General features: G+C 71.9%; 23 protein-coding genes and 1 pseudogene. 14 read left to right on the top strand and 10 right to left on the bottom strand.

The annotated features are described in order from the left end of the window. Window positions 1-210: 210 nt before the first annotated feature. Together OG406_RS18170 and OG406_RS18165 are read right to left on the bottom strand one after the other, a co-directional pair. Window positions 211-867, bottom strand: coding sequence for a class I SAM-dependent methyltransferase (locus tag OG406_RS18170; protein ID WP_329186679.1), 657 nt, complete (start codon window positions 865-867; stop codon window positions 211-213). A gap of 100 nt (window positions 868-967) precedes the next feature. Continuing rightward, window positions 968-1,942, bottom strand: a complete 975-nt coding sequence (locus OG406_RS18165) for a quinone oxidoreductase family protein (RefSeq protein ID WP_329186677.1) — start codon at window positions 1,940-1,942, stop codon at window positions 968-970. Between the two features lie 154 nt (window positions 1,943-2,096). On the opposite strand from OG406_RS18165, the gene OG406_RS18160 reads away from it, so the two are divergent. Together OG406_RS18160 and OG406_RS18155 are read left to right on the top strand one after the other, a co-directional pair. Then, window positions 2,097-2,441 (top strand): ArsR/SmtB family transcription factor, encoded by a 345-nt coding sequence (locus OG406_RS18160; RefSeq protein ID WP_266615591.1) that lies wholly within the window; start codon window positions 2,097-2,099, stop codon window positions 2,439-2,441. Window positions 2,442-2,535: 94 nt separating this feature from the next. Beyond that, on the top strand, window positions 2,536-3,522 hold the full coding sequence (locus OG406_RS18155; protein ID WP_239154674.1) for a DMT family transporter: 987 nt from the start codon (window positions 2,536-2,538) through the stop codon (window positions 3,520-3,522). Here the strand turns inward: OG406_RS18155 and OG406_RS18150 are convergent. Continuing rightward, window positions 3,419-4,312: pseudogene (locus OG406_RS18150) on the bottom strand (LysR family transcriptional regulator); the annotation flags it as partial. The gene OG406_RS18155 and the pseudogene OG406_RS18150 sit on opposite strands and share 104 nt — an antisense overlap. 10 nt (window positions 4,313-4,322) lie before the next feature. Further along, the gene (locus OG406_RS18145; protein WP_329186674.1) at window positions 4,323-4,766 is read right to left on the bottom strand and encodes a PLD nuclease N-terminal domain-containing protein; all 444 of its coding nucleotides are present in this window, start codon (window positions 4,764-4,766) and stop codon (window positions 4,323-4,325) included. An 88-nt stretch (window positions 4,767-4,854) separates the two neighbouring features. Here OG406_RS18145 and OG406_RS18140 point away from each other — a divergent pair, with 88 nt between their 5' ends. The 8 genes from OG406_RS18140 (at window position 4,855) to OG406_RS18105 (ending at window position 11,384) form a co-directional block, all read left to right on the top strand. Further along, window positions 4,855-6,306 carry a menaquinone biosynthesis decarboxylase gene (locus OG406_RS18140; protein ID WP_329186671.1) on the top strand — a complete coding sequence of 484 codons (1,452 nt, stop codon included), beginning with the start codon at window positions 4,855-4,857 and terminating at the stop codon, window positions 6,304-6,306. Continuing rightward, entirely contained in the window at window positions 6,303-7,205 is a 903-nt protein-coding gene (gene mqnP / locus OG406_RS18135) for a menaquinone biosynthesis prenyltransferase MqnP (protein ID WP_081218725.1), read from the top strand. The genes OG406_RS18140 and mqnP overlap by 4 nt, the downstream gene beginning before the upstream one ends. A 31-nt stretch (window positions 7,206-7,236) precedes the next feature. Continuing rightward, a complete protein-coding gene (locus OG406_RS18130; protein WP_081218726.1) occupies window positions 7,237-7,926 on the top strand; it encodes a UbiX family flavin prenyltransferase in 690 nt (229 codons plus the stop codon). 93 nt (window positions 7,927-8,019) lie between these two features. Further along, window positions 8,020-8,475 carry an Lrp/AsnC family transcriptional regulator gene (locus OG406_RS18125; RefSeq protein WP_081218727.1) on the top strand — a complete coding sequence of 152 codons (456 nt, stop codon included), beginning with the start codon at window positions 8,020-8,022 and terminating at the stop codon, window positions 8,473-8,475. A 94-nt stretch (window positions 8,476-8,569) separates the two neighbouring features. After that, the gene (gene mqnE / locus OG406_RS18120; RefSeq protein WP_081218728.1) at window positions 8,570-9,733 is read left to right on the top strand and encodes an aminofutalosine synthase MqnE; all 1,164 of its coding nucleotides are present in this window, start codon (window positions 8,570-8,572) and stop codon (window positions 9,731-9,733) included. Window position 9,734: 1 nt separating this feature from the next. Beyond that, window positions 9,735-10,268, top strand: a complete 534-nt coding sequence (locus OG406_RS18115; RefSeq protein WP_329186667.1) for a GNAT family N-acetyltransferase — start codon at window positions 9,735-9,737, stop codon at window positions 10,266-10,268. Between the two features lie 93 nt (window positions 10,269-10,361). Further along, window positions 10,362-10,667, top strand: coding sequence for a DUF4229 domain-containing protein (locus tag OG406_RS18110; protein ID WP_081218730.1), 306 nt, complete (start codon window positions 10,362-10,364; stop codon window positions 10,665-10,667). Between the two features lie 60 nt (window positions 10,668-10,727). Next, window positions 10,728-11,384, top strand: a complete 657-nt coding sequence (locus OG406_RS18105) for a TetR/AcrR family transcriptional regulator (protein WP_081218731.1) — start codon at window positions 10,728-10,730, stop codon at window positions 11,382-11,384. Window positions 11,385-11,421: 37 nt separating this feature from the next. Here OG406_RS18105 and OG406_RS18100 read toward each other — a convergent pair whose 3' ends face one another. The 3 genes from OG406_RS18100 to OG406_RS18090 form a co-directional block, all read right to left on the bottom strand. Further along, window positions 11,422-11,763 (bottom strand): hypothetical protein, encoded by a 342-nt coding sequence (locus OG406_RS18100; RefSeq protein WP_329186665.1) that lies wholly within the window; start codon window positions 11,761-11,763, stop codon window positions 11,422-11,424. A gap of 94 nt (window positions 11,764-11,857) precedes the next feature. Further along, complete coding sequence (locus tag OG406_RS18095) at window positions 11,858-12,838, bottom strand: MaoC family dehydratase (protein ID WP_267051527.1); 981 nt, start codon at window positions 12,836-12,838, stop codon at window positions 11,858-11,860. 149 nt (window positions 12,839-12,987) lie between these two features. Beyond that, window positions 12,988-14,313: a 3-oxoacyl-ACP reductase gene (locus OG406_RS18090; protein WP_329190862.1), complete on the bottom strand. Its 1,326-nt coding sequence runs from the start codon at window positions 14,311-14,313 to the stop codon at window positions 12,988-12,990. Window positions 14,314-14,434: 121 nt separating this feature from the next. On the opposite strand from OG406_RS18090, the gene OG406_RS18085 reads away from it, so the two are divergent. Both OG406_RS18085 and OG406_RS18080 read left to right on the top strand, forming a co-directional pair. Next, complete coding sequence (locus OG406_RS18085) at window positions 14,435-15,823, top strand: acetyl-CoA C-acetyltransferase (RefSeq protein ID WP_329186663.1); 1,389 nt, start codon at window positions 14,435-14,437, stop codon at window positions 15,821-15,823. Window positions 15,824-16,102: 279 nt separating this feature from the next. Next, window positions 16,103-18,094, top strand: a complete 1,992-nt coding sequence (locus OG406_RS18080) for an AMP-dependent synthetase/ligase (RefSeq protein WP_385390704.1) — start codon at window positions 16,103-16,105, stop codon at window positions 18,092-18,094. A gap of 3 nt (window positions 18,095-18,097) precedes the next feature. Here OG406_RS18080 and OG406_RS18075 read toward each other — a convergent pair whose 3' ends face one another. Next, window positions 18,098-18,352, bottom strand: coding sequence for a DUF397 domain-containing protein (locus OG406_RS18075; protein ID WP_329186661.1), 255 nt, complete (start codon window positions 18,350-18,352; stop codon window positions 18,098-18,100). Beyond that, entirely contained in the window at window positions 18,349-19,197 is an 849-nt protein-coding gene (locus tag OG406_RS18070) for a helix-turn-helix domain-containing protein (protein WP_329190860.1), read from the bottom strand. The genes OG406_RS18075 and OG406_RS18070 overlap by 4 nt, the downstream gene beginning before the upstream one ends. Window positions 19,198-19,321: 124 nt before the next feature. On the opposite strand from OG406_RS18070, the gene OG406_RS18065 reads away from it, so the two are divergent. Then, window positions 19,322-19,759, top strand: coding sequence for an ATP-binding protein (locus tag OG406_RS18065; protein ID WP_267051531.1), 438 nt, complete (start codon window positions 19,322-19,324; stop codon window positions 19,757-19,759). 101 nt (window positions 19,760-19,860) lie between these two features. Here OG406_RS18065 and OG406_RS18060 read toward each other — a convergent pair whose 3' ends face one another. Further along, window positions 19,861-20,064 carry a cold-shock protein gene (locus OG406_RS18060; RefSeq protein WP_067282429.1) on the bottom strand — a complete coding sequence of 68 codons (204 nt, stop codon included), beginning with the start codon at window positions 20,062-20,064 and terminating at the stop codon, window positions 19,861-19,863. Window positions 20,065-20,408: 344 nt separating this feature from the next. On the opposite strand from OG406_RS18060, the gene OG406_RS18055 reads away from it, so the two are divergent. Continuing rightward, window positions 20,409-21,257, top strand: a complete 849-nt coding sequence (locus OG406_RS18055; RefSeq protein WP_081218739.1) for a menaquinone biosynthetic enzyme MqnA/MqnD family protein — start codon at window positions 20,409-20,411, stop codon at window positions 21,255-21,257. Window positions 21,258-21,281 lie beyond the last annotated feature (24 nt).

Genomic DNA, 21,281 nt, shown 5'->3' with positions numbered 1-21,281 from the left:
CCGGCGTCTCCTGCATCCCGCGCCTCCCGGCTCCGCGCCCATCTGCTTCGTCCGGGACCAGTCTGGAAAACGAAGGGCCCGGCCCGCGTCCGCCGATGGTCTACGGGGGCGCGCCGAAGGGATGAGAGCGGAGGGGACGGGTGGGCCCTTGGAGGGACGGCCCGCGGCCGAGGGCGGCTCGGCGGACGACCGCCGCGGGTCCGGGGCGCGTCAGGAGTCCTCCGGCCTCCGGGCGAGGAGGAAGCCCTGCGCGGTCCTCTCCAGGCCGTACTCCGTCATCTCGGCCTCGCGGACCAGCCGGACCGCCTCCGGCAGGCCGGCCTCCGCGAGGAGTTCGGCGACACGGTCGGGCCGGAAGCTGTACACGTCGAGGTCCACGTCGTGGCCGTACGCGTGTTCCAGGAGGATCTGTTCGGCGCCCGCCTTGAAGCCGATGAGCAGGTGCCCGCCGGGCGCGAGCACGCGGCGGAACTCCGCGAACAGCGGCGCCAGTTCCTCCACGGGGATGTGCACGGTGGACGACCAGACGAGCGCTCCGGCGAGCGATCCGTCGGCGAGGTCGAGGTCCGCCATCGTGCCCACCGAGAACCGCAGGTGCGGGTACGCGGCGCGGGCGACCTCGATCATCCCGGGCGACAGGTCGATCCCGAACGCGTCGAGCCCGAGCCCCTCCAGGTGGATGGTCATCCGGCCCGGACCGCAGCCGAGGTCCCCGACCGGGCCGCCCCCGCCGGCCCGCACCCGCTTGGCGAACTCGGCGAGCATCGCGATCTCCAGGGGCTGGGCGACCTCCCCGCTGAACAGCTTGGCGTAGTCGGCGGCGACGGTGTCGTACGAGGCTCGGGTGGCATCCAGGCGTGTGGTCATGGCGCGGAAGAGTAGACGGCCCCACTGACAACGCCGCTCCAACAGGCGCACACCCGGGGCATGTTCGTGCTCGGGCGCTCCCGGCGTATGTCTCCCTCCGTCAGTCCGCCACCCTCAGCAGCAGCTTGCCCGTGCTGGTCCGCGCCCCCATCAGCGCATGCGCGTCCCCGGCCTTCTCCAGGTCGAACTCCGCCGTCACCGGCAGGGTCACGGTCCCGTCCGCCACCGTCTCGAACGCCCGCTCGGCGATGACGCGCAGGGCATCCGGTGCCGTGCGGGCCAGCCCGAGGATGGAGAAGCCGGCGACCGACAGGCCGGTCGGGTAGAGCTCCGGCTGACCCACCGTCCAGGGCTCCGCCGAACTCGCGTTGCCGAACGAGACCAGCCGGCCGAAGGGGGTGAGGGAGCCGAGGCCGAGGCGCAGGGACTCGCCGCCGACCGGGTCCAGGACCAGGTCGACCCCGCGCCCCGCGGTCGCCGCCCGGACCTCGTCGGCGAAGGTGCCGACGAACACCTCGTCGTAGCCGTACCCGAGCGCGAACTCCGCCTTCGGCGCCGCCGACACCACGCCGTACACCGCGCCCGCCCCCGCCGCCCGGGCGAGCTGGCCCAGCACCGTGCCGACACCGCCGGCCGCACCCTGGACGAGGAGCGTCTCGCCGGGCTGGAGGCGGCCCACCGTGTGCAGCAGGGCGTACGCGGTGGGCAGCACCGTCGGGAGGGTGGCGCCGGTGCGCAGGCCGACCCCGGAGGGCAGGGGGAAGACGGTGACCGCGTCGGCCACGGCGACCTCCGCGTACGCCCCGCCCTCCGTGAGCGCCGCGACCTCCTGACCGGCCCGCAGTCCCGTGACGCCCGGGCCGACCGCCCGGACCCGGCCCGAGACCTCCAGCCCGGGAACGAACGGCAGGCGCGGCACCCGGTATCCCTCCGACCTGGCCTTCAGGTCGGCGAAGTTGACGCCCGTCCAGGCCACGTCGATGCTCACCTGCCCGGGGCCCGGCTCGGGGACCGCCGTGTCCACCACCCGCAGCACCTCGGGACCGCCGTACTCCTGGAACTCGACCGCACGCATGGCTCACTCCTGGCTGATGCTCGGCCGGACGGCCGACGGCCCGCGCGGACCCGATCGCCGCACGGACTGTTCAATGAAAAGCGAACACTCCTGAGTGTATGGTTTTCATCGAACACTCGGCAAGGGGATCAGGGAAACGGCGAGGGAGACCGGCGTGGCGGAGCGGACGAGTCATCGGGCGGCGCCCGAGCACACCCACCCCGACGAGGTCTCCGCACAGAGCGCGTTCGCCGCGCTCGCCGACCCCGTACGGATCCTGCTGGTCCGTGAACTCGCCGACTCGGCGGAGTGGAGCCGCAGTTGCGGCAGCTTCGACGTGCCCGTCGGCAAGGCCGCCCTCAGCCACCACTTCGCCGTCCTGCGCGGCGCGGGCCTCGTCGAGCAGCGCGACGAGGGCCCCAAGCGGGTCAACCGGCTCCGCCGGGAGGAGTTCGAGGCCCGCTTCCCGGGCCTCCTCGCCCTCGCCCTGCGCGAGGAGCGGACCCCGGACAGGCCCTAGCCGGGGAACCGCATCGGTCCTGCCGATGGGCCCATCGGCAGGACGCCCCAGCAGGGCGTGGCCGCCGCCGGGCCTCCGCTCCTACCGTCGGGGCATGACCTCAGCCACCTCCGCCGGCGCGACCGAGAACAAGGGCGCGGCCCAGCTCACCGCCGCGATGATGCTCTCCGGCACCCTCGGCGTCTTCGTCGTCGAGTCCGGCGCCTCGCCCCTGAACGTCGTCTTCTTCCGCGTCGTGTTCGGAGCCCTCGCCCTCGGCGGCTACGCCCTGGCCCGCGGCTACTTCCGCGGCCACGGCTTCACCCCGCGCACCCTCGGACTCGCCGCGCTCGGCGGGGTGTTCATCGTCCTCAACTGGGTCCTGCTCTTCCAGTCGTACGAGAACACCTCGATCTCCGTCGCCACCGTCGTCTACCACACGCAGCCGTTCTACGTGGTGCTGCTCGGCGCCCTGCTGTTCAGGGAACGGGTCACCGCCGCGAAGGCCGGCTGGATCGTCCTCGCCTTCGCCGGTCTGGTCCTCGTCTCGGGTGTCTCCCCGGCCGACCTCACCCAGGGCGGCGCCTACCTCACCGGCGTCGGCCAGGCCCTCCTCGCGGCGCTCCTGTACGGGCTGTCCACCCTGGTCACCAAGCGCATCACCGGCGTACGGCCGCACCTGATCGCCCTCGTGCAGGTCCTCGTCGGCATCCCGCTGCTGCTGCCGTTCGCCGACTTCGGCGCCATGCGCGGGACCGGCGCGGACTGGGCCTGGCTGGTCGGCCTCGGGGTGATCCACACCGGGCTGATGTACGTCCTCATGTACGCCGCGTACGCCAAGCTCCCGACCGCGAAGATCGCCGTCCTCGCCTTCACCTACCCGGCCGTCGCCATGGTCATGGACTGGGCGGTCTACGGCCACCACATCGGGCTCGTCCAGGCGCTCGGCGTCCCGCTGATCGTGACGGCCAGCCTGAAGGTCACGCTTCCCCGGGCGGGCCGGACTCCTCGGACACCAGCTGCCGCGCCCGCTCCACGAACAGCCGCGCGTGCGCCGGAAGCCGCTTCCCGGCCCGCCACGCCAGCTGCGTGCGAAGCGTGAACGGCGGCTCCCAGCCGAGCCGTACGAGCGTGCCCCGCTCCAGTTCCGCGGCGACCGTCACCTCGGGCAGCAACGCGATCCCGAGGCCGGCCGCCGCGGCCTGCTTGGTCGCCTCGATCGTGCCGAACTCCGTGAAGGCGACGGAAGTCCCGCTCGGAACAGTCGAGTTGAGTTCCCGCTCGAACAAGTCCCGGTAGGCGCAGCCCGGTTCGGTGGCCAGCAGCGACTGGCCCGCGAGTCCGGCCGTGCCGGGTGCCGTGCCGGCGAGCGGATGGCCGGTCGCCGCGACGAGCGCCAGCGGCTCGACGGCGAGGACCGCGGTCTCCAGCCCCGCGTGCTCGGTCTCCTCCTCCATGAGGAAGCCGACGTCGTACGTGCCCTGGCGCAGCGCCTGACGGGTCTCGTCGCCGATGGTCGTCCGCAGCGAGAGCCGGACCTTGGGGTGGCGGTGGTGGAAGAGTTCGAGGAGCGGCAGCAGCCGGTAGGAGGTGAGCGACTCCATCGTGCCGACGGTCAGGGTGCCGGAGGGTTCCTCGGCGCCGACGACCGCGGCCCGCGCCTCCTCGGTCAGCTCGATGATCCGCCGGGCGTAGGGCAGCAGCCGCTCGCCCGCCTCGGTGAGCCGGATCCTGCTGCCCAGCCGGTCGAACAGCTCCGTGCCGAGCGAGGACTCCAGGGCGCGGATCTGACTGGTCACGCTCGACTGCGCGTACGCCAGCTCGGCCGCGGCCCGGGTGAAGCTCAGTACGGTCGCGACCTTCTCGAAGGTCACCAGCAGGCGCAGTTCCATGGTCCGATTCTCACGACTCCTCGTCGGTCCTGCTCTGCTCCTCGCGCCGCTTCAGCTCCTCCTCGCGGCGCCGCAGGTCGGCCTCCCAGTCCTGCAGCAGGGTCTCGTCCCTGTGGCCCGTGTCCTTGCGGCCCGCGTCCCTGCCGCTCTCGTCCTTGCGGTTCTCCGCCTTGAGGGAGTTGAGGAACTCGGGGTTGTCGTCGGGGGCGACGAACCGCGCGCGCTGCCCGCGGGACCCCTCGGAGGAGCCGACGCCGCCGGCGGGACCCCGCCGGTTGCGGCCCGCGACCAGCCAGGCGACCGGACCGACCAGCACCTCGCCGAAGAGCAGGATGATGATCACCCACACCACCTTGGGCAGGCCCTTGACCTCCTCCTCCGGCGTGTTCAGGCAGTCGATGAAGGCGTAGATCCACAGCGCCAGCACCAGCAGAAACGGCAGATACCTGAGCATGGCCGAACGGTCCCCCAGTGTGCGGTGGCGGGGCGGCACGGGGCCCCGGTGACGGGCACAGGTTAGCGGGTGGCCGATACTTGGACACATGGCTTACGACGATCTTCGCTCCCTGCTCAGGGCCCTGGAGCGCGAGGGAGACCTCAAGCGCATCAAGGCCGAGGTGGATCCGTACCTGGAGGTCGGGGAGATCGTCGACCGGGTGCAGAAGGCGGGCGGTCCCGCGCTCCTCTTCGAGAACGTACGCGGCTCGGCGATGCCGCTCGCGATGAACGTCTTCGGTACCGACCGCCGCCTGCTGAAGTCCCTCGGTCTGAAGTCGTACGCCGACATCTCCGACAAGATCGGCGGACTGCTCCGGCCGGAGCTGCCGCAGGGCTTCGTCGGGGTGCGCGAGGCCTTCGGGAAGCTCGGCGCCATGGCGCACGTGCCGCCGAAGAAGGTCAAGGACGCGCCGGTGCAGGAGGTGGTGCTGCGCGGTGACGACGTCGACCTCGACGCGCTGCCCGCCCTGTTCACCTGGCCCGACGACGGCGGCTCCTTCTTCAACCTGGGCCTCACCCACACCAAGGACCCCGAGTCCGGTATCCGCAACCTCGGTCTGTACCGGCTCCAGCGCCACGACAAGCGCACCATCGGCATGCACTGGCAGATCCACAAGGACAGCCGGAACCACTACCAGGTGGCGGCCAAGCGCGGCGAGAAGCTGCCCGTCGCGATCGCCTTCGGCTGCCCGCCGGCCGTCACGTACGCGTCCACGGCGCCGCTCCCCGGGGACATCGACGAGTACCTCTTCGCCGGGTTCGTCCAGGGCAAGCGGATCGAGATGGTCGACTGCAAGACCGTGCCCCTCCAGGTGCCGGCGAACGCCGAGGTCGTCCTGGAGGGCTGGCTGGAGCCGGGCGAGATGCTGCCCGAGGGCCCCTTCGGCGACCACACCGGGTTCTACACCCCGCAGGAGCCGTTCCCGGCGCTGACCATCGACTGCGTGACGATGCGCAAGCGGCCGCTGCTCCAGTCGATCGTGGTGGGCCGGCCCCCGACGGAGGACGGGCCCCTCGGCCGGGCGACGGAGCGGTTCTTCCTGCCCCTGCTGAAGATCATCGTGCCGGACATCGTGGACTACCACCTGCCGGAGGCGGGCGGCTTCCACAACTGTGCGATCGTCTCGATCGACAAGAAGTACCCGAAGCACGCCCAGAAGGTCATGCACGCCGTCTGGGGTGCCCACATGATGTCCCTGACGAAGCTCATCGTGGTCGTCGACGCGGACTGCGACGTCCACGACCTGCACGAGGTCGCCTGGCGCGCGCTCGGCAACACGGACTACGGCCGCGACCTCACCGTCGTGGAGGGCCCGGTCGATCATCTCGACCACGCCTCCTACCAGCAGTTCTGGGGCGGCAAGGCGGGCATCGACGCGACGAAGAAGTGGCCCGAGGAGGGCTACACCCGGGACGGCGGCTGGCCCGAGATGGTGCTGTCCGACCCGGAGACGGCGGCGAAGGTCGACCGCCGCTGGAAGGAGTACGGGCTGTGAGTTCAGCTTCCGCGGCGCTTCCGCAGCCGGGCCGCACCAAGGCCTTCCTGCGGCTCGTCATGATCGAGCACTCGGTGTTCGCGCTGCCCTTCGCGTACATCGCGGCGCTCACCGCGATGTACGAGTGGGACGGGAACATCCACTGGGGGCGGCTGCTCCTGGTCACCGTGGCGATGGTGGGGCTGCGCACGTTCGCGATGGCCGCGAACCGGATCATCGACCGCGAGATCGACGCCCGCAACCCGCGCACGGCCCACCGCGAGCTGGTCACCGGCGCGATGAGCGTGAAGCACGCCTGGACGGGCGCCTTCGTCGCACTCGTCTTCTTCCTCGGTGCCGCGGCGCTGCTCAACCCGCTGTGCCTGGCGCTCGCGCCGATCGCGGTCATCCCGATGGTCGTCTATCCGTACGGCAAGCGGTTCACGAACTTCCCGCAGGCCATCCTCGGTCTCGCCCAGGCCATGGGCCCGATCGGCGCCTGGATCGCCATCACCGGCACCTGGTCCTGGGACGCCGTGATCCTCGGCCTCGCGGTCGGCGTGTGGATCGGCGGCTTCGACCTGATCTACGCGTGCCAGGACGTCGAGACCGACCGGGAGATCGGCGTGATGTCGGTGCCGGCGCGGTTCGGCATCCCGGCCGCGATCCGCGGCGCGCGCGTCTGCCACGCGGTGACCACGGGCCTGTTCGTCTGGTACGCGCTGGCCACCGGGGCGGGCGCGTTCTTCTGGCTGGGCCTCGTGATCGTCGCGGCCGCCTTCCTCTACGAGCACTCCATCGTGAAGCCGCACGACCTGTCGCGCCTGAACCGTGCCTTCTTCCAGGTCAACGGATTCATCGGCATCGCCCTGTTCGTGTGTGCCCTGCTGGATCTGCTGGTGCGCGGGCTCACGGTCTGAATCCGGGCAGTGGCCGGATAGGCTCGACATCATGAAGCCAGGACAGACGCAGCGCCGGCCTTGGATCGTGGGGGTGTCCGGCGCGTCCGGCACGCCGTACGCGGCGGCGGTGCTGCGTTCGCTGCTGGAAGCGGGGGAGAGCGTCGACCTGGTCGTCAGCAGGGCCTCGCGGCTCACGCTGCTCGACGAGACCGGCCTCCCGTTCCGCGACGCCCACTGGCGGGACGACCTGCGCGCGTGGCTGGCGCGGGGCGCGGACGGCAAGCCCGGCACCTTCACCGGCTTCGAGGAGCACCTCGACGCGGTACGGCACTGGAGCGCCGGCGACCTCGCGGCCGGGCCCTCGTCGGGCTCGTACCCGGTCCAGGGCATGCTGATCGTGCCGGCGTCCACGGCCTGTGTGGCCGGGGTCGCGCTCGGCCTCTCCAAGGACCTGCTCCAGCGGGCCGCGAGCGTCACGCTCAAGGAGCGGCGCAGACTGGTCGTCGCCGTGCGGGAGACCCCGCTGAACGGACAGACCCTGCGGCACCTGGTGGCCCTCGACGACGCGGGCGCGACGGTGGTGCCGGCCTCACCGGCGTTCTACGCGGGCGCCACGCACATCCAGGACCTGGTGGACTTCGTCGCCGGGCGGGTCCTCGACGCGGCGGGCGTCGATCACGACCTGTACCGCCGGTGGAAGGGCGAACTCGGGGGCGGCTCCCGGGGCGACACCACCTGAGGGTCCGCACCCCTCAGCAACTCTTCAGGCTTTTCGGACTCTTCGGAACTCTTCGGATTTCTTCAGACCTTTTCAGTGGAAGGCTTCGATCGCATGGACGCGGTGGACAGGCAGCTCATCCAGGCCCTGAGGGAGAACGGCCGGGCCTCGTACGCGGAGCTGGGGCGTCTCGTGGGCCTGTCGGGACCCAGCGTCACCGACCGCATCAACCGGCTGGAGGCGGCCGGTGTCATCACCGGGTACCGCGCGACGGTCGACTCGGCCTCGCTCGGTCTCGGCGTGACCGCCCTGATCGGCATCTCGCTCTCCGACGCGGCCGACCACGAGGACGTGGCCCACCGGCTGCGCGACCTCGGCGAGATCGAGGACTGCTGGTTCATCGCGGGCGACGACTCGTTCATGCTCAAGGTGCGCTCCAGCGACGTCGACGGCCTGGAGAAGACCATCCGGCGCCTGTCGGGCACCAAGGGCGTCTCCCGCACCCGTACGACGATCGTCCTGTCGACGAAGTGGGAGAACCGCGTCGGGGAACTCCCCGAGGAGGAGTGACGCGGGTCGCCCCGCGCAGCCCCTGGTGGGGGCGATCCCGCCCGGAGGCGGGGGAGTACGGTTGGCAGGATTCGTCACAGGGAGAGGTAAACGCATGGATGTCGGGCTCAAGCGCGAGCTGGAGGACAAGGTCCGGGCCGGTGAGCGGCTGACCCGTGAGGACGGCATCGCGCTCTACGAGTCGGACGACCTGGCGTGGCTCGGCGGCCTCGCGCACGAGGTGCGTACCCGGAAGAACGGCGACGTCGTCCACTTCAACGTCAACCGTCACCTGAACATGACGAACGTGTGCACCGCGTCCTGCGCGTACTGCTCGTTCCAGCGCAAGCCGGGCGAGAAGGACGCGTACACGATGCGCATCGAGGAGGCCGTCCGGCTCGCCACGGCGATGCGGGGCGAGAACCTCACCGAGCTGCACATCGTCAACGGCCTGCACCCGAATCTCCCGTGGCGGTACTACCCGCGCTCCCTGAGCGAGCTGAAGAAGGCCCTCCCGGAGGTCTCCCTGAAGGCCTTCACGGCCACGGAGATCCACCACTTCGAGACGATCTCGGGGCTGTCCGCCTCGGAGATCCTCGACGAGCTGATCGACGCCGGCCTGGAGTCGCTGACCGGCGGCGGCGCGGAGATCTTCGACTGGGAGGTCCGCCAGCACATCGTCGACCACCGCACCCACTGGGAGGACTGGTCGCGCATCCACCGCCTCGCGCACGAGAAGGGTCTCAAGACCCCGTGCACGATGCTGTACGGGCACATCGAGGAGCCCCGGCACCGCGTGGACCACGTGCTGCGGCTGCGTGAGCTGCAGGACGAGACCGGCGGCTTCCAGGTCTTCATCCCGCTGCGCTACCAGCACGACTTCGTGGACATGAAGGACGGCAAGGTCCGCAACCGCCTCCAGGCCCGCACCCAGATGGCGACCGGCGCCGAGGCGCTGAAGACCTTCGCGGTCTCCCGGCTCCTGTTCGACAACGTCCCGCACGTCAAGGTGTTCTGGGTCATGCACGGTGTGCAGACCGCCCAGCTCGCCCTCCAGCACGGCGCGGACGACATGGACGGCTCGGTCGTCGAGTACAAGATCACGCACGACGCGGACAACTTCGGGACGCCCAACAAGCTGACCCGCGAGGACATCCTCGACCTGATCCGCGACGCCGGGTTCCGCCCGGTCGAGCGGAACACGCGCTACGAGATCATCCGCGAGTACGACGGCCCGGACCCGGAGCGCCGCGAGTCGCCGCAGGCCATGCGGGTCTGACGTGGCGCTGCGCTTCGAGCTGGACCCGGCGGTCACCCCTGTCCTGCGGGACGGGGTGGTCGCCCTCTGGGCGGACGTCTCGAACGCGGGCGGCTCCGTCGGCTTCGTACCGTCGGTGACCGCCGCGGACGTGCGGCCGGAACTCGTGAAGCACTTCGTCGCCATGGCCGAGGGCCGCACCCGACTGCTGGTCGGCCGGGACGAGGACGGCGAGGTCGCCGCGACCGCCTTCCTCACGCACAACACCCACCGGCTGATGCGGCACTGGGTGTGGCTCTACACCGTGATGGTGCACCCCCGCCACCAGGGCCGGGGGTACGGCCGGGACCTGCTCGCCGCGGCCGAGGAGGCGGCGGGCTCGCTCGACGGCGTCGAGGCGATCCGGCTGACCTGCCGGGGCGGCGAGGGCCTGGAGCGCTTCTACGCGTCCTGCGGCTACAAGGAGGTCGGCCGGGTGCCCGGCGCGATCCGGGTCGCGCCCGGCGAGGACCGCGACGACATCACCATGCTGCTGTCCCTCGGTCTGCGCGGCTGAGGGCCGATCGACCCCCCTGCAAGATCGACCTCCTGGCGTGCTTCACTGGACGGTGGTCTTTGGGAACGTTCGGAACGGGAAGAGTGGATTGAGATGTTCCGCTACACACTGATGCGCCTCGGTATCTTCGTGGGCTGCCTCGTGGTCGTCTGGGGCCTCGTCTACTCGGGCATCGCCCCCCGCGGCCTCGGCGACTCCAACTACATGTGGGTCGTCCTGCTCGCCCTGGTGATCTCCGCGCCGATCAGTTTCGTCGTCCTGCGCGGCGAGCGCGACCGTGCCTCGGCGCAGGTCGTCGCGCGCGTGGACCGCGCCAGGGCCAACCTGGACCGCAACCGCAGCCAGGAGGACGAGGCCCTCGACGAGGCCTCTCCCGGCGCCCGCAGCCAGACCTCCTGACCCCCGCCCGACAGCGCCGCGTGCCCGGCCGGGGGCGCGGCGGATCGTACGCTTGCCCGCATGGGTGCTGTGAAGAGCAAGCGGATGCCGCGCGCGGTACGCGAACAGCAGATGCTGGACGCCGCCGTACGGACCTTCGGGCAGCGCGGCTACCGGGCCGCGTCGATGGACGAGATCGCCGAACTCGCGGGCGTGTCCAAGCCGTTGGTGTACCTGTACCTGAACTCCAAGGAAGACCTGTTCACCGCGTGCATCCGGCGTGAGGCCAAGGCGCTGACCGCCGCCGTCCGTGCCGGTGTCCGCCAGGGACTGCCCGCCGACCGCCAACTCTGGGAAGGCCTCGGGGCGTTCTTCACGCACACCGCCGAACATCCCGACGGATGGGCGGTCCTGCATCTCCAGGCCCGTACGCACGGTGAACCCTTCGCGGCCGAGGTGTCCGCGATGCGCGAGGAACTCGTCCTGTTCGTCACGGAGTTGATCGTCGACGCCGCCCGTGAGGCGCACCGCGACCCCTCGCTGCCCGAACGGGAGGTCGCCGGACTGGCCGAGGCCCTGGTCGGCGCCGCCGAGTCGCTCGCCGCCTGGGCCAACGTCACGCCGGGCGTCTCCGCCCGGCAGGCCGCCACCACGCTGATGAACTTCGCCTGGGCGGGCCTCGGCGACCTCATGCGCGACCGGCCGTGGATCCCGCCGCAGGCGTCCGGGCAGTCCTAGGTCCTGTCCGCACGGTCTCGCCCGCCCGGGGTGACGCTCACGCCGAGGCGTGGCCGCCGATGATCAGCTCGACCTCGTCGCCGGTCCTGGTGAACTCCCGGATCAGCCAGGTGCGGGCGGCGACGGTCGTGCCGGCGCCGGTGGTGTACTCCGGGACGGCGAGTACGGGGCCCGCCGGGTCCGTGGTGCGCACCTCGGCCTCCGTGACCACGTCGTCGGAGAAGCGCAGCGCCAGTTCGACCGGCGCCGGGCCGGCGGCGAAGGCGCCGGGGTCCGGGAGGCCCCGGACGCGGCAGCGGGCGCCCGGGAAGAGGTGGGTGTGGTCGCAGACGGCCAGGTGGGCGGCCGCTTCGGCCGGTCCGTCGGTGGGCCGGGGCATGACGGACTCCGGAGGTCGCGGGGGCGGCGGGCCCGGGCAGTCTGCCCGCCGGGCGGGCGAACCGGGGCCTCGCACGGCCGTGCCGCCTCCCCGGTCACCCGGTCGGCGCCGCGGTGTCCGGCTCACCGCTCGCCCTCGTCCCCGGCGGCAGCGGACGTACGTCGCCGGTGAGGTGGACGCGGTCGCCGGTGCGGAGTTCGAAGGCGGGGCCCCGGGCGGCGTACGTCACCGTGCCCGGGAGCAGGACCGGCGCCCGGAAGTCCGCCCGTATCTCCACGGCGCTCTGCGGGCCGTACGCGGCGAGGCAGCGGGCGACGGTCCACATGCCGTGCGCGATGGCGCGCGGGAAGCCGAACAGGCGGGCCGTCAGCGGGTGCAGATGGATCGGGTTGCGGTCGCCGGAGACCGCGCCGTAGCGGCGGCCGACGTCCTGCGCGAGCCGCCACTCGGCCGACGCGGGCGGGGACGGGGGCTCCTTGTCCGGCACTGTTCCCGGCTCCTCCCGCGAGGGCGGTCCCGACCCGTCGGGCGCCGGCTCCCGGGCCGTGTCCCCCGGCGTCTCCCCGTGCGCCCGGTGCCGCGCCAGATACGTGCTCCTGGACTCCCACACGAGCCGGCCGTCGGCCCGCGCCTCGGTCAGTACGGTCGCCTCGGTGCCCCGGCGGTGCGGTGCCAGGCCCTCGACACGCACCGCGAGGTCGTACGCCGCGGTCGCGGTCGGTTCCTCGTACTGGGTGATCCCGATCGACGTGTGCACCAGGCCGAGCAGCGGCAGCGGGAAGTCCCGCCCCGCCATGATCCGCATGGCCAGCGGGAAGGCCAGCACATGGGGATAGGTGACCGGCAGGACGTCCGGCCCGGTCGCGAACCCGCACACCCGCTCGTAGGCGGCGAGGCGGGCGAGGTCGACCCGCACGCCCGGCAGGACGAGCCGGGTGGCCGGGACGGGAGCGTCCGGGCGGGGGCGCTTGAACGGGGAGAGCAGGGCTCCGCGCGCCAGCAGCGGGCCGAGGGAGGGCGGCGCGGCGAGGGTCCGGGTCGCGGGCTCGGGACGGGTGGAGGGCTGCGTACGCATCGGAGTCTCCGGGGTGGTGGGAGGTGCGGCTGCCGGTGGACGGAGGGGGAGGGGTGCTCCGGGACACGGCCCAGGTCGTGTCCCAGGGGGTGTCCGCAAAGTCACGTCGTCCGCCCGAAGGCCGGGCAGGCGAGACTTTGCGGACACGCCTAGGCCCCCAGCAGGCTCTGGCCGCAGACCCGGACGACCTGGCCGTTGACGCCGCCGGACGCGGGGTGCGCGAGCCAGGCGGTGGTCTCGGCGACGTCGACGGGCAGACCGCCCTGGCCGAGGGAGTTCATCCGGCGGCCCGCCTCACGGATGAACAGCGGGACGGCGGCCGTCATCTTCGTCTCGATGAAGCCCGGCGCCACGGCGTTCACGGTGACCCCGTGTTCCGCCGCGGCGGTCGGGGCCAGCGCGCGGACGAGTCCGGCGACGCCGGCCTTGCTCGCGGCGTAGTTCGTCTGGCCCGCGTTCCCCGCGAGCCCGGCGATGGAGGCCGTCGCGACGATCCGGCCGCCGGTCCGCAGGCCGCCCGCCGAGAGCAGCGCGTCCGTGGTGCGCAGCACGCTCGCGAGGTTCACGTCGAGCACCGGACTCCAGCGCTCCGCGGCCATGTTGACCAGGCGGCGGTCGCGGGTGATCCCCGCGTTGTGGACGAGGACGTCCAGCCCCTCGGAGGGCAGGGCGGCGAGGATCCGCGCTCCCGCGTCGGGGGCGGTGATGTCGAGGGCGAGGGCGGTTCCGCCCAGTCGCCCGGCGACGGATTCGAGTTCGACCGCCGCACCCGGCACGTCCAGGCACACCACCCGGGCCCCGTCCCGCGCCAGCGTGGCCGCCACCGCCTCGCCGATGCCGCGTGCCGCGCCGGTGACGAGCGCGGTGCGCCCGGCGAGGGGGAGGGCCCAGTCCGCGGGCGCGGTCACCTCCGCCCCGCCGCCGATCCCGATCACCTGGCCGCTCACGTAGGCGGACTTGGGGGAGAGGAGGAACCGCAGCGTCGACTCGGCGGCGTTCGCGTCGGTCAGCCGCAGCAGGGTCACCGTGATGCCGCGCCCGATCTCCTTGCCGAGCGAGCGTACGAAGCCCTCCAGGGCCTGCTGGACCGCAGCCTGATGGTGGTCGGCGGTGTCGAGGGGGGCGCCGAGCACGATGACCCGGCCGCTGCGGGCGACCGACCGGACGACGGGGTGCAGGGCGGCGTGCACCTCGGCGAGGGTGTCGATGTCGGTGACACCGGTCGCGTCGAGGACGACGGCGACGGGCCGTTCGCTCCGCGCGCGCACCGCGAGCCCGGTCCTGGCCAGGACGGCGGCGAGTCCGTCCCGCCCGTCCAGCGGAGACTTGCCCGCGCTGAGGTGGAGCAACTCGCCGGTGAAGGAGGGGTGTTCGGCCGACCAGCGGTGCAGAGCCGTCGGCTGGGGCAGCCCGAGGCGACGGGTCAGGAAGCGGCCCGGCGCGGTGCCGGTGAAGCTCAGATAGCGGTCGGCCATTGTCCAACTCCCCATACGGACGTTAATTTACTCCAGAGTAAGGTTACCTGGGGTAAGGGTATGTCAGGGCGAGGGGACAGGTCGAGATGAGACAGCACGTTCTCCGGAAGGCGGTCCAGGGATGAGCGAGCGGGACGACACGCGAGCCGAGACGGCATCTGCCTCGACCGCGGCGAGCGCGGCGACCGCCGCGTCCGGCGCTGACACGGCCGCGTCCGCCGCGCCGCGGGGGCCCGGCCTCGCGCGGACGCGCCCGGTCGCCGTCGTCGGCGGGACCCGGATCCCCTTCGCGCGGTCCGACGGCCCCTACGCCACCGCCTCCAACCAGGAGATGCTGACCGCCGCCGTCGACGGCCTGGCCGAGCGGTACGGGCTCGACGAGCCGGGCGCGGTCGGGGAGTTGGTGGCCGGCGCCGTCCTCAAGCACAGCCGCGACTTCAACCTCGCCCGCGAGACGGTCCTCGGCTCGAAGCTCGACGCCCGCACCCCCGCGTACGACATCCAGCAGGCCTGCGGCACCGGCCTCCAGGCCGTCATCGCCGCCGCCAACAAGATCACCCTCGGCCAGACCGAGTCGGCCGTCGCGGGCGGCGCGGACACGGCCAGCGACGCCCCCCTCGGCGTGAACGACACCCTGCGCCGCATCCTCCTCGAAGTCCGCCGCGCGAAGTCGCCCGGCGCCCGCCTCAAGGCCCTCGCCCGCGTCCGCCCCGCCCACCTCGTGCCGGACATCCCGCGCAACGCCGAACCGCGCACGGGCCTGTCGATGGGCGAGCACGCCGCCGTCACCGCCCGCGCCTGGGGTGTGCGGCGCGAGGAGCAGGACGAGTTGGCCGCCACCAGTCACCAGCGGCTCGCCGCGGCGTACGACCGGGGTCTGCTGGACGATCTCGTCGTCCCCTTCCGCGGTCTCGACCGGGACCAGAACCTCCGGCCCGGTTCGACGGTCGGGAAACTCGCCACGCTCAAGCCGGTGTTCGGCCTCGACGCCCCCGAGTCGACGATGACCGCGGGCAACTCGACGCCGCTCACCGACGGCGCCGCCGTGGTGCTGCTCGCGAGCGACGCGTGGGCGACGGCGCGCGGGCTGCCCGTCCTCGCCCACCTGACCGCGTACGAGACCGCCGCCGTCGACTTCGTCGAGGGGGACGTGGCGGGCGGCGAGGACGGGCTCCTGATGGCACCCGCGTACGCCGTCCCGCGCATGCTGGAGCTGACCGGACTCGCCCTGTCCGACTTCGACTTCGTCGAGATACACGAGGCGTTCGCCTCCCAGGTGCTCGCCACCCTCGCCGCCTGGGAGAAGCGCGGCCTCGGCACGGTGGACCGCTCCCGCCTGAACGTGGCGGGCTCCTCGCTGGCCACCGGCCACCCCTTCGCCGCCACCGGCGCCCGCATCGTGGCGACCCTGGCGACGCTCCTCGCGGAGCGGAACACGCCCGGCCGCGGGCTGATCTCCGTCTGCGCCGCCGGAGGGCAGGGGGTGACGGCGATCCTGGAGCGCGGCTGAGGCCGGTCCCGGGGCCCGGCCGGCCGGCGCGCACGGGACGCCCGCCGTCGGCCGCGTCCCGGGGAACCTGGTCCACCCACCCTCCCGAGGGGGCGTCCACCGACGAGCCTCTCTCTCCCCCGCGAAACGTGGCCCGCACACCGATGCACGCCCACACGGCTACCCCCGGTAACTCGCACCCCGCCCGCCCCAAAGCGCCACAAACCCCACACGCGGGCGCCGTAGCATCCCCGGTCTCACCGGGTTGCCGACCCTGAACCCCCCACTCCCCAGGCCCGTATGAGGTGGCGTGCCCCGCGCTCCTCCGAGCCCACCCGCACCCGCCTTGCACCCGCCCCGGCCACCCGGCCGACAAGGAGCCGCCTTGTGTCCAGCACGTACGCCCACGACGCCGCCCCACCTCTGCGGGAACCCGAGATCAGGCGGTTCGACGGAGTCGTGCGCGAGGTCGCGGTACCGCCGCTCGTGGGGCAGGTGACGCACGGCTCCCTCGCCGACATCCCCTTCGACAACGCGGCGGCCGCACCGCACGAGCCGGTCCTCAGCCGGAAGACACCCGACGGCGACCGCTGGACCGACGTGACCGCCGCCGAGTACGCCGACCAGGTGCTGGCCGTCGCCAAGGGACTGATCGCCGAAGGGCTCATGCCGGGCGACCGGATCGCCATCATGGCGCGCACGACGTACGAGTGGACGCTCCTCGACTTCGCCGCCTGGGCCGCCGGGCTCGTCACCGTGCCCATCTACCCCACCTCGTCGGTCTTCCAGACCCGCTGGATCCTCCAGGACTCCGGAGCCGTCGCCATCGCCGTGGAGTCCGTGGCCCAGGCCGCGACCCTCGGCCCCGAGCGCGAGCACATCCCGGACCTGCGGCACATGTGGGTCTTCGAGAAGGGACACGTGGAGCGCCTCGCGGAGCTCGGGCGCAACGTCACCGACCAGGAAGTCGCCGTCCGGCGCGGCGTGCTGGGCCCCGACACGCTCGCCACCCTGATCTACACCTCGGGCACCACCGGCCGGCCCAAGGGCTGCGCCCTGACCCACGGCAACTTCTTCGCCGAGGTCGACAACGCGGTGGAACTGCTCTACCCGATCTTCAAGTCCCGCACCCAGGACCCCGCCTCCACCCTCCTCTTCCTCCCGCTCTCGCACGTCTTCGGCCGCATGGTCGCCGTCGCCTGTATGCGCGCCCGGGTGAAACTCGGCCACGCCCCGAGCCTCCAGACCGAGGAACTCCTCGCCGACCTGGCCTCGTTCAAGCCGACGTTCCTGCTGGCCATCCCGTACGTCCTGGAGAAGGTCTACAACACCGGCCGCGCGACGGCCGAGCGGATGGGCCGCGGCTCGTCGTTCGACCGCGCGGCCCGCATCGCCCAGAAGTACGGCGAGGCCGTCGAGGCCAAGCAGCACGGCACCGGACCCGGACCGAGCCGGGGACTGCGCACCGCCCGCGCCCTCTACGACCCCCTTGTCTACCGCCGGATCCGCAACGCGCTGGGCGGCCGGGTCCGTTACGCCATCTGCGGCGGTTCCCCGCTCGGCCGCCGCCTCGCCGCCTTCTACGCGGGCGCCGGCATCGAGATCTTCGAGGGGTACGGCCTGACGGAGACGACCGCCGCCGCGACCGTCACGCCCCCGGTCAAACCCCGTCTGGGCACGGTCGGTTGGCCGCTGCCCGGTACCCGGGTGCGGATAGCGGCCGACGGCGAGGTCCTGCTGAGCGGCGAACAGGTCTTCCGCGGCTACTGGGACCCGAACGCGGGCGGTGTCGTCGACGCGGCCCCGGACGGCTGGTTCGCGACCGGGGACATCGGTGAACTGGACGACGGCGGTTACCTCACCATCACCGGGCGCAAGAAGGAGATCCTGATCACCGCGGGCGGCAAGAACGTCGCCCCGGCGCCGCTGGAGGACTGGCTCCGCTCCCACCCCCTGATCGCCCAGTGCATGGTGGTCGGCGACCGCCGCCCGTTCGTCTCCGCCCTCATCACACTCGACCCCGAGGGCATCACGCACTGGCGCCAGATGAACGGCAAGCACGGGGTGCCACCCGAACTGATCATGGACGACCCGGAGTTGCTCGCGATCCTCCAGCGGGCGGTCGACGAGGCGAACAAGCTCGTCTCCCGCCCGGAGTCCATCCGCCGCTTCACCGTCCTGCCCCGCGACTTCACCGAGGCGGCGGGTCACCTCACCCCCTCGATGAAGCTGCGGCGCGCGGCGATCGCGGGGGACTTCGCCCGGGAGATCGAGGCGATCTACGCCGGGTAGCGGCTAACTCCGGTCCCCGAGGACCCCGCCCGCGAGGAAGGCGGACCAGCTGCCGGGGGACAGCGCGAGCTGCGGCCCGGCGGGGTTCTTGGAGTCCCGGACGCGGACGGCACGGTGGGAGGCGGCGACCTCGACACATTCGCCGCCCTCACCGCCGCTGTGACTCGACTTGCGCCAGGTGAAGGCGACCTCCAGGCATTGGCCGCCCTCGCCGCTGCTGTAGGTCGATTTGAACCAGCGGAGCTGCTCTATGTTCATCGTTCTCCCAGCATCTTCTCGATCAGGGCCAGCGACGCATCGGGAGTCAGCGCCTGCGCCCGGATGATTCCATAGCGAGAGGCGAGGATGCGCACCTCTTCCCGGTCGGTGACCAGCCGTGGGTATGCGTGGGTTTCCATATAGGCGACTTGCTCCCGCCCCCGGGGCGCGAGCAAGGTGAACGAGCTGTCCAGGCTGGGGTGTTCATGGCGACCAGTGAGCATCACCTGGAGTTGAACATTGCGCAGGGCCCCGATGCGGAGCAGCTTCCTCAACTGCTCTGCGTGTACGTCGGTGCCGCCGATCGGCCGTTGCAGAACGGCCTCCTCCATGACGAAGCTGCACTCAGGAGGCGGCCAGCGTTCGAAGACCTGTTGTCGGGAGAGGCGGTCGGCCACGCGTTGCTCGATGGTTCCCTCGTCGAGGGGAGGGTGCCGTTGCGTGAAGACGGCCCGCGCGTACTCCTCCGTCTGCAACAGGCCCAGCACGCCCATCGTGCTGTAGTCGTAGAGGGAGACAGCCTCGCCCTCCAGTGCGGCATAGCTCCGGTACCACTCGGGGTGCCGGGTACGGGCCTTGCGCATGGCCTTGGTGACGGGGTCGGCGGCCGCGCGGAGGAGGCCGCCCGCCGCCAGGACCTCGTCCGCCCGTTCCAGGAACTCGGGGCGGGTGATCCGGACGCCGCGTTCCATGGCGGAGATGAGGTCGGGTCCGTAGCCGAGGGCCGTGCCCAGTTCCTTCTGGGTCAGCCCGGCGCGCTCCCTGAGGATCTTCAACTGCCTCCCGATCGCGGTGAACAGCTCGGTCGTTCCATCGGCCTGGGCCGGGGTCTCCGCGTCGGTCATGCGCGGCACCGCCTTCGTGGTCACGGTCGACGACTCGTACAGGGCGCGACCGCGGTCGTACGGCTCCACGGCGTCGGGCGGTCGCACCTGGTCAGCGTAGAGACGACCGGCCACGCTCTGTCACGTGAACGCACATATCTCCACCCAGGGAGTCGCCGCGCAGGCGACGGAGTTCGCCCAGCGGCTCAGCTCCACGCGCCGGGGCGCACGGCTGGCCCGCAGGCTGGCGGTCCAGCAGCTGCACGACTGGGGCGTCCCGCACGGCAGCGGCCTCAGTGATCTGGTGGCCCAGGTCGTCGCCGAGCTGGCGGCGAACGCGGTCACGCACGGCCACGTGCCGGGCCGCGATGTCGAGCTGCGGCTGAGGCTCGCCGGCGACGGCACGGTGCGGGTGGAGGTGGCGGACGCGCGGGGGGACCGGCGTCCGGTGACGCCGGGTGCCGGAGGGGATGCGGAGAGCGGCCGGGGCCTGCGGATCGTCGCCGCGCTCAGTACGGCGTGGGGCGTCGAGGACCGGCAGGTCGGGAAGACGGTCTGGGCCGAGCTGAAGGGTGCCGGCTGACCGGCGGGCCACAGGCAGGAGCCCCGCGACCGGCTGGCGCGGGGCTCCTTGGGTACTGCTATCAGGTCCGGATCAAAGCATCGGCTCAGAGAGCCGCATACTTACATCGGGGTGACGTTCTCCGCCTGCGGGCCCTTCGGACCCTGCGTGACGTCGAAGGAAACCGCCTGGTTCTCTTCGAGAGAGCGGAATCCGCTCGCGTTGATCGCGGAGTAGTGGACGAAGACGTCCGGGCCGCCGCCTTCCTGGGCGATGAAACCAAAGCCCTTTTCGGCGTTGAACCACTTCACGGTTCCGGTAGCCATAAGCCCTCCTTGGGCCCAAAGGGTTGCCCTGCTCCAGAACCTGCGATTGTGTAAACAACTGCATACGTCTGAAAACGACGAGAGCCCGCGGTCACATGCTCCGCAGGCTCTGTACTGCAAGGGAAACCAAACTGCAACTTGCGGGCGAGCCTAGCACGCAGGCAGCCGAAAGCAATAGGGGGAAAGATCACGCCACCGAGAACTTTCGCCCGGACGGACGAGCGGTCTGACGTGCGTTGACTTCGCGGTGTCACAAGGGTTGACACCGGGGGACCGGAGGGTTTCCGCCACCCGTGGGCCACCCTGAAGCCCGCGCCCTATCCCATGGGGGCTAGCCTCGCGATGTGGACAATTCTCGCACCCGGCCGCGCGTCGGCCACATCCAGTTCCTGAACTGCCTGCCCCTGTACTGGGGGCTCGCGAGAACGGGCACGCTCCTCGACTTCGAGCTCACCAAGGACACCCCGGAGAAGCTCAGCGAGCAGCTGGTGCGGGGTGATCTCGACATCGGGCCCATCACGCTCGTCGAGTTCCTCAAGCACGCCGACGAGCTGGTCGCCTTCCCGGACATCGCGGTCGGCTGCGACGGCCCCGTGATGTCCTGCGTGATCGTCTCGCAGGTCCCGCTGGACCAGCTGGACGGCGCCCGCGTCGCCCTCGGCTCGACGTCCCGCACGTCCGTCCGGCTCGCGCAGCTGCTGCTCGCCGAGAAGGTCGGCGTCCAGCCGTCGTACTACACCTGCCCGCCCGACCTGAGCCTGATGATGCAGGAGGCCGACGCCGCCGTCCTCATCGGCGACGCGGCGCTGCGGGCCAACCTGCTCGACGGGCCGAAGTACGGGCTCCAGGTGCACGACCTCGGCACGCTGTGGAAGGAGTGGACGGGCCTCCCGTTCGTCTTCGCCGTCTGGGCGGCCCGGCGCGACTACCTGGAGCGCGAGCCGCTCGTCACCCGCAAGGTGCACGAGGCCTTCCTCGCCTCCCGTGACCTGTCGCTGGACGAGGTCTCCAAGGTCGCCGAGCAGGCGGCCCGCTGGGAGGCCTTCGACGAGGCGGTCCTGGAGCAGTACTTCACGACGCTCGACTTCCGCTTCGGCGGTCCTCAGCTGGCGGCCGTCCAGGAGTTCGCGCGTCGCGTCGGCCCGACCACCGGATTCCCGGCGGACGTGGACGTACGGCTTCTCCAGCCCTGAGACACCCACAGTCGGGGGGCTCCG

The sequence above is a fragment of the Streptomyces sp. NBC_01428 genome (assembly GCF_036231965.1).
Lineage (GTDB): Bacteria > Actinomycetota > Actinomycetes > Streptomycetales > Streptomycetaceae > Streptomyces.
This window is presented reverse-complemented; position numbering and strand designations above follow the sequence as displayed.

What these genes read in the sequence shown, in the direction of transcription:
- OG406_RS18170 (WP_329186679.1), bottom strand. Translation starts at nt 867, where the DNA reads ATGACCACACGCCTGGATGCCACCCGAGCCTCGTACGACACCGTCGCC.
- OG406_RS18165 (WP_329186677.1), bottom strand. Translation starts at nt 1,942, where the DNA reads ATGCGTGCGGTCGAGTTCCAGGAGTACGGCGGTCCCGAGGTGCTGCGG.
- OG406_RS18155 (WP_239154674.1), top strand. Translation starts at nt 2,536, where the DNA reads ATGACCTCAGCCACCTCCGCCGGCGCGACCGAGAACAAGGGCGCGGCC.
- OG406_RS18145 (WP_329186674.1), bottom strand. Translation starts at nt 4,766, where the DNA reads ATGCTCAGGTATCTGCCGTTTCTGCTGGTGCTGGCGCTGTGGATCTAC.
- OG406_RS18140 (WP_329186671.1), top strand. Translation starts at nt 4,855, where the DNA reads ATGGCTTACGACGATCTTCGCTCCCTGCTCAGGGCCCTGGAGCGCGAG.
- OG406_RS18130 (WP_081218726.1), top strand. Translation starts at nt 7,237, where the DNA reads ATGAAGCCAGGACAGACGCAGCGCCGGCCTTGGATCGTGGGGGTGTCC.
- OG406_RS18125 (WP_081218727.1), top strand. Translation starts at nt 8,020, where the DNA reads ATGGACGCGGTGGACAGGCAGCTCATCCAGGCCCTGAGGGAGAACGGC.
- mqnE (WP_081218728.1), top strand. Translation starts at nt 8,570, where the DNA reads ATGGATGTCGGGCTCAAGCGCGAGCTGGAGGACAAGGTCCGGGCCGGT.
- OG406_RS18110 (WP_081218730.1), top strand. Translation starts at nt 10,362, where the DNA reads ATGTTCCGCTACACACTGATGCGCCTCGGTATCTTCGTGGGCTGCCTC.
- OG406_RS18105 (WP_081218731.1), top strand. Translation starts at nt 10,728, where the DNA reads ATGGGTGCTGTGAAGAGCAAGCGGATGCCGCGCGCGGTACGCGAACAG.
- OG406_RS18100 (WP_329186665.1), bottom strand. Translation starts at nt 11,763, where the DNA reads ATGCCCCGGCCCACCGACGGACCGGCCGAAGCGGCCGCCCACCTGGCC.
- OG406_RS18095 (WP_267051527.1), bottom strand. Translation starts at nt 12,838, where the DNA reads ATGCGTACGCAGCCCTCCACCCGTCCCGAGCCCGCGACCCGGACCCTC.
- OG406_RS18090 (WP_329190862.1), bottom strand. Translation starts at nt 14,313, where the DNA reads ATGGCCGACCGCTATCTGAGCTTCACCGGCACCGCGCCGGGCCGCTTC.
- OG406_RS18085 (WP_329186663.1), top strand. Translation starts at nt 14,435, where the DNA reads ATGAGCGAGCGGGACGACACGCGAGCCGAGACGGCATCTGCCTCGACC.
- OG406_RS18080 (WP_385390704.1), top strand. Translation starts at nt 16,103, where the DNA reads ATGAGGTGGCGTGCCCCGCGCTCCTCCGAGCCCACCCGCACCCGCCTT.
- OG406_RS18075 (WP_329186661.1), bottom strand. Translation starts at nt 18,352, where the DNA reads ATGAACATAGAGCAGCTCCGCTGGTTCAAATCGACCTACAGCAGCGGC.
- OG406_RS18070 (WP_329190860.1), bottom strand. Translation starts at nt 19,197, where the DNA reads ATGACCGACGCGGAGACCCCGGCCCAGGCCGATGGAACGACCGAGCTG.
- OG406_RS18060 (WP_067282429.1), bottom strand. Translation starts at nt 20,064, where the DNA reads ATGGCTACCGGAACCGTGAAGTGGTTCAACGCCGAAAAGGGCTTTGGT.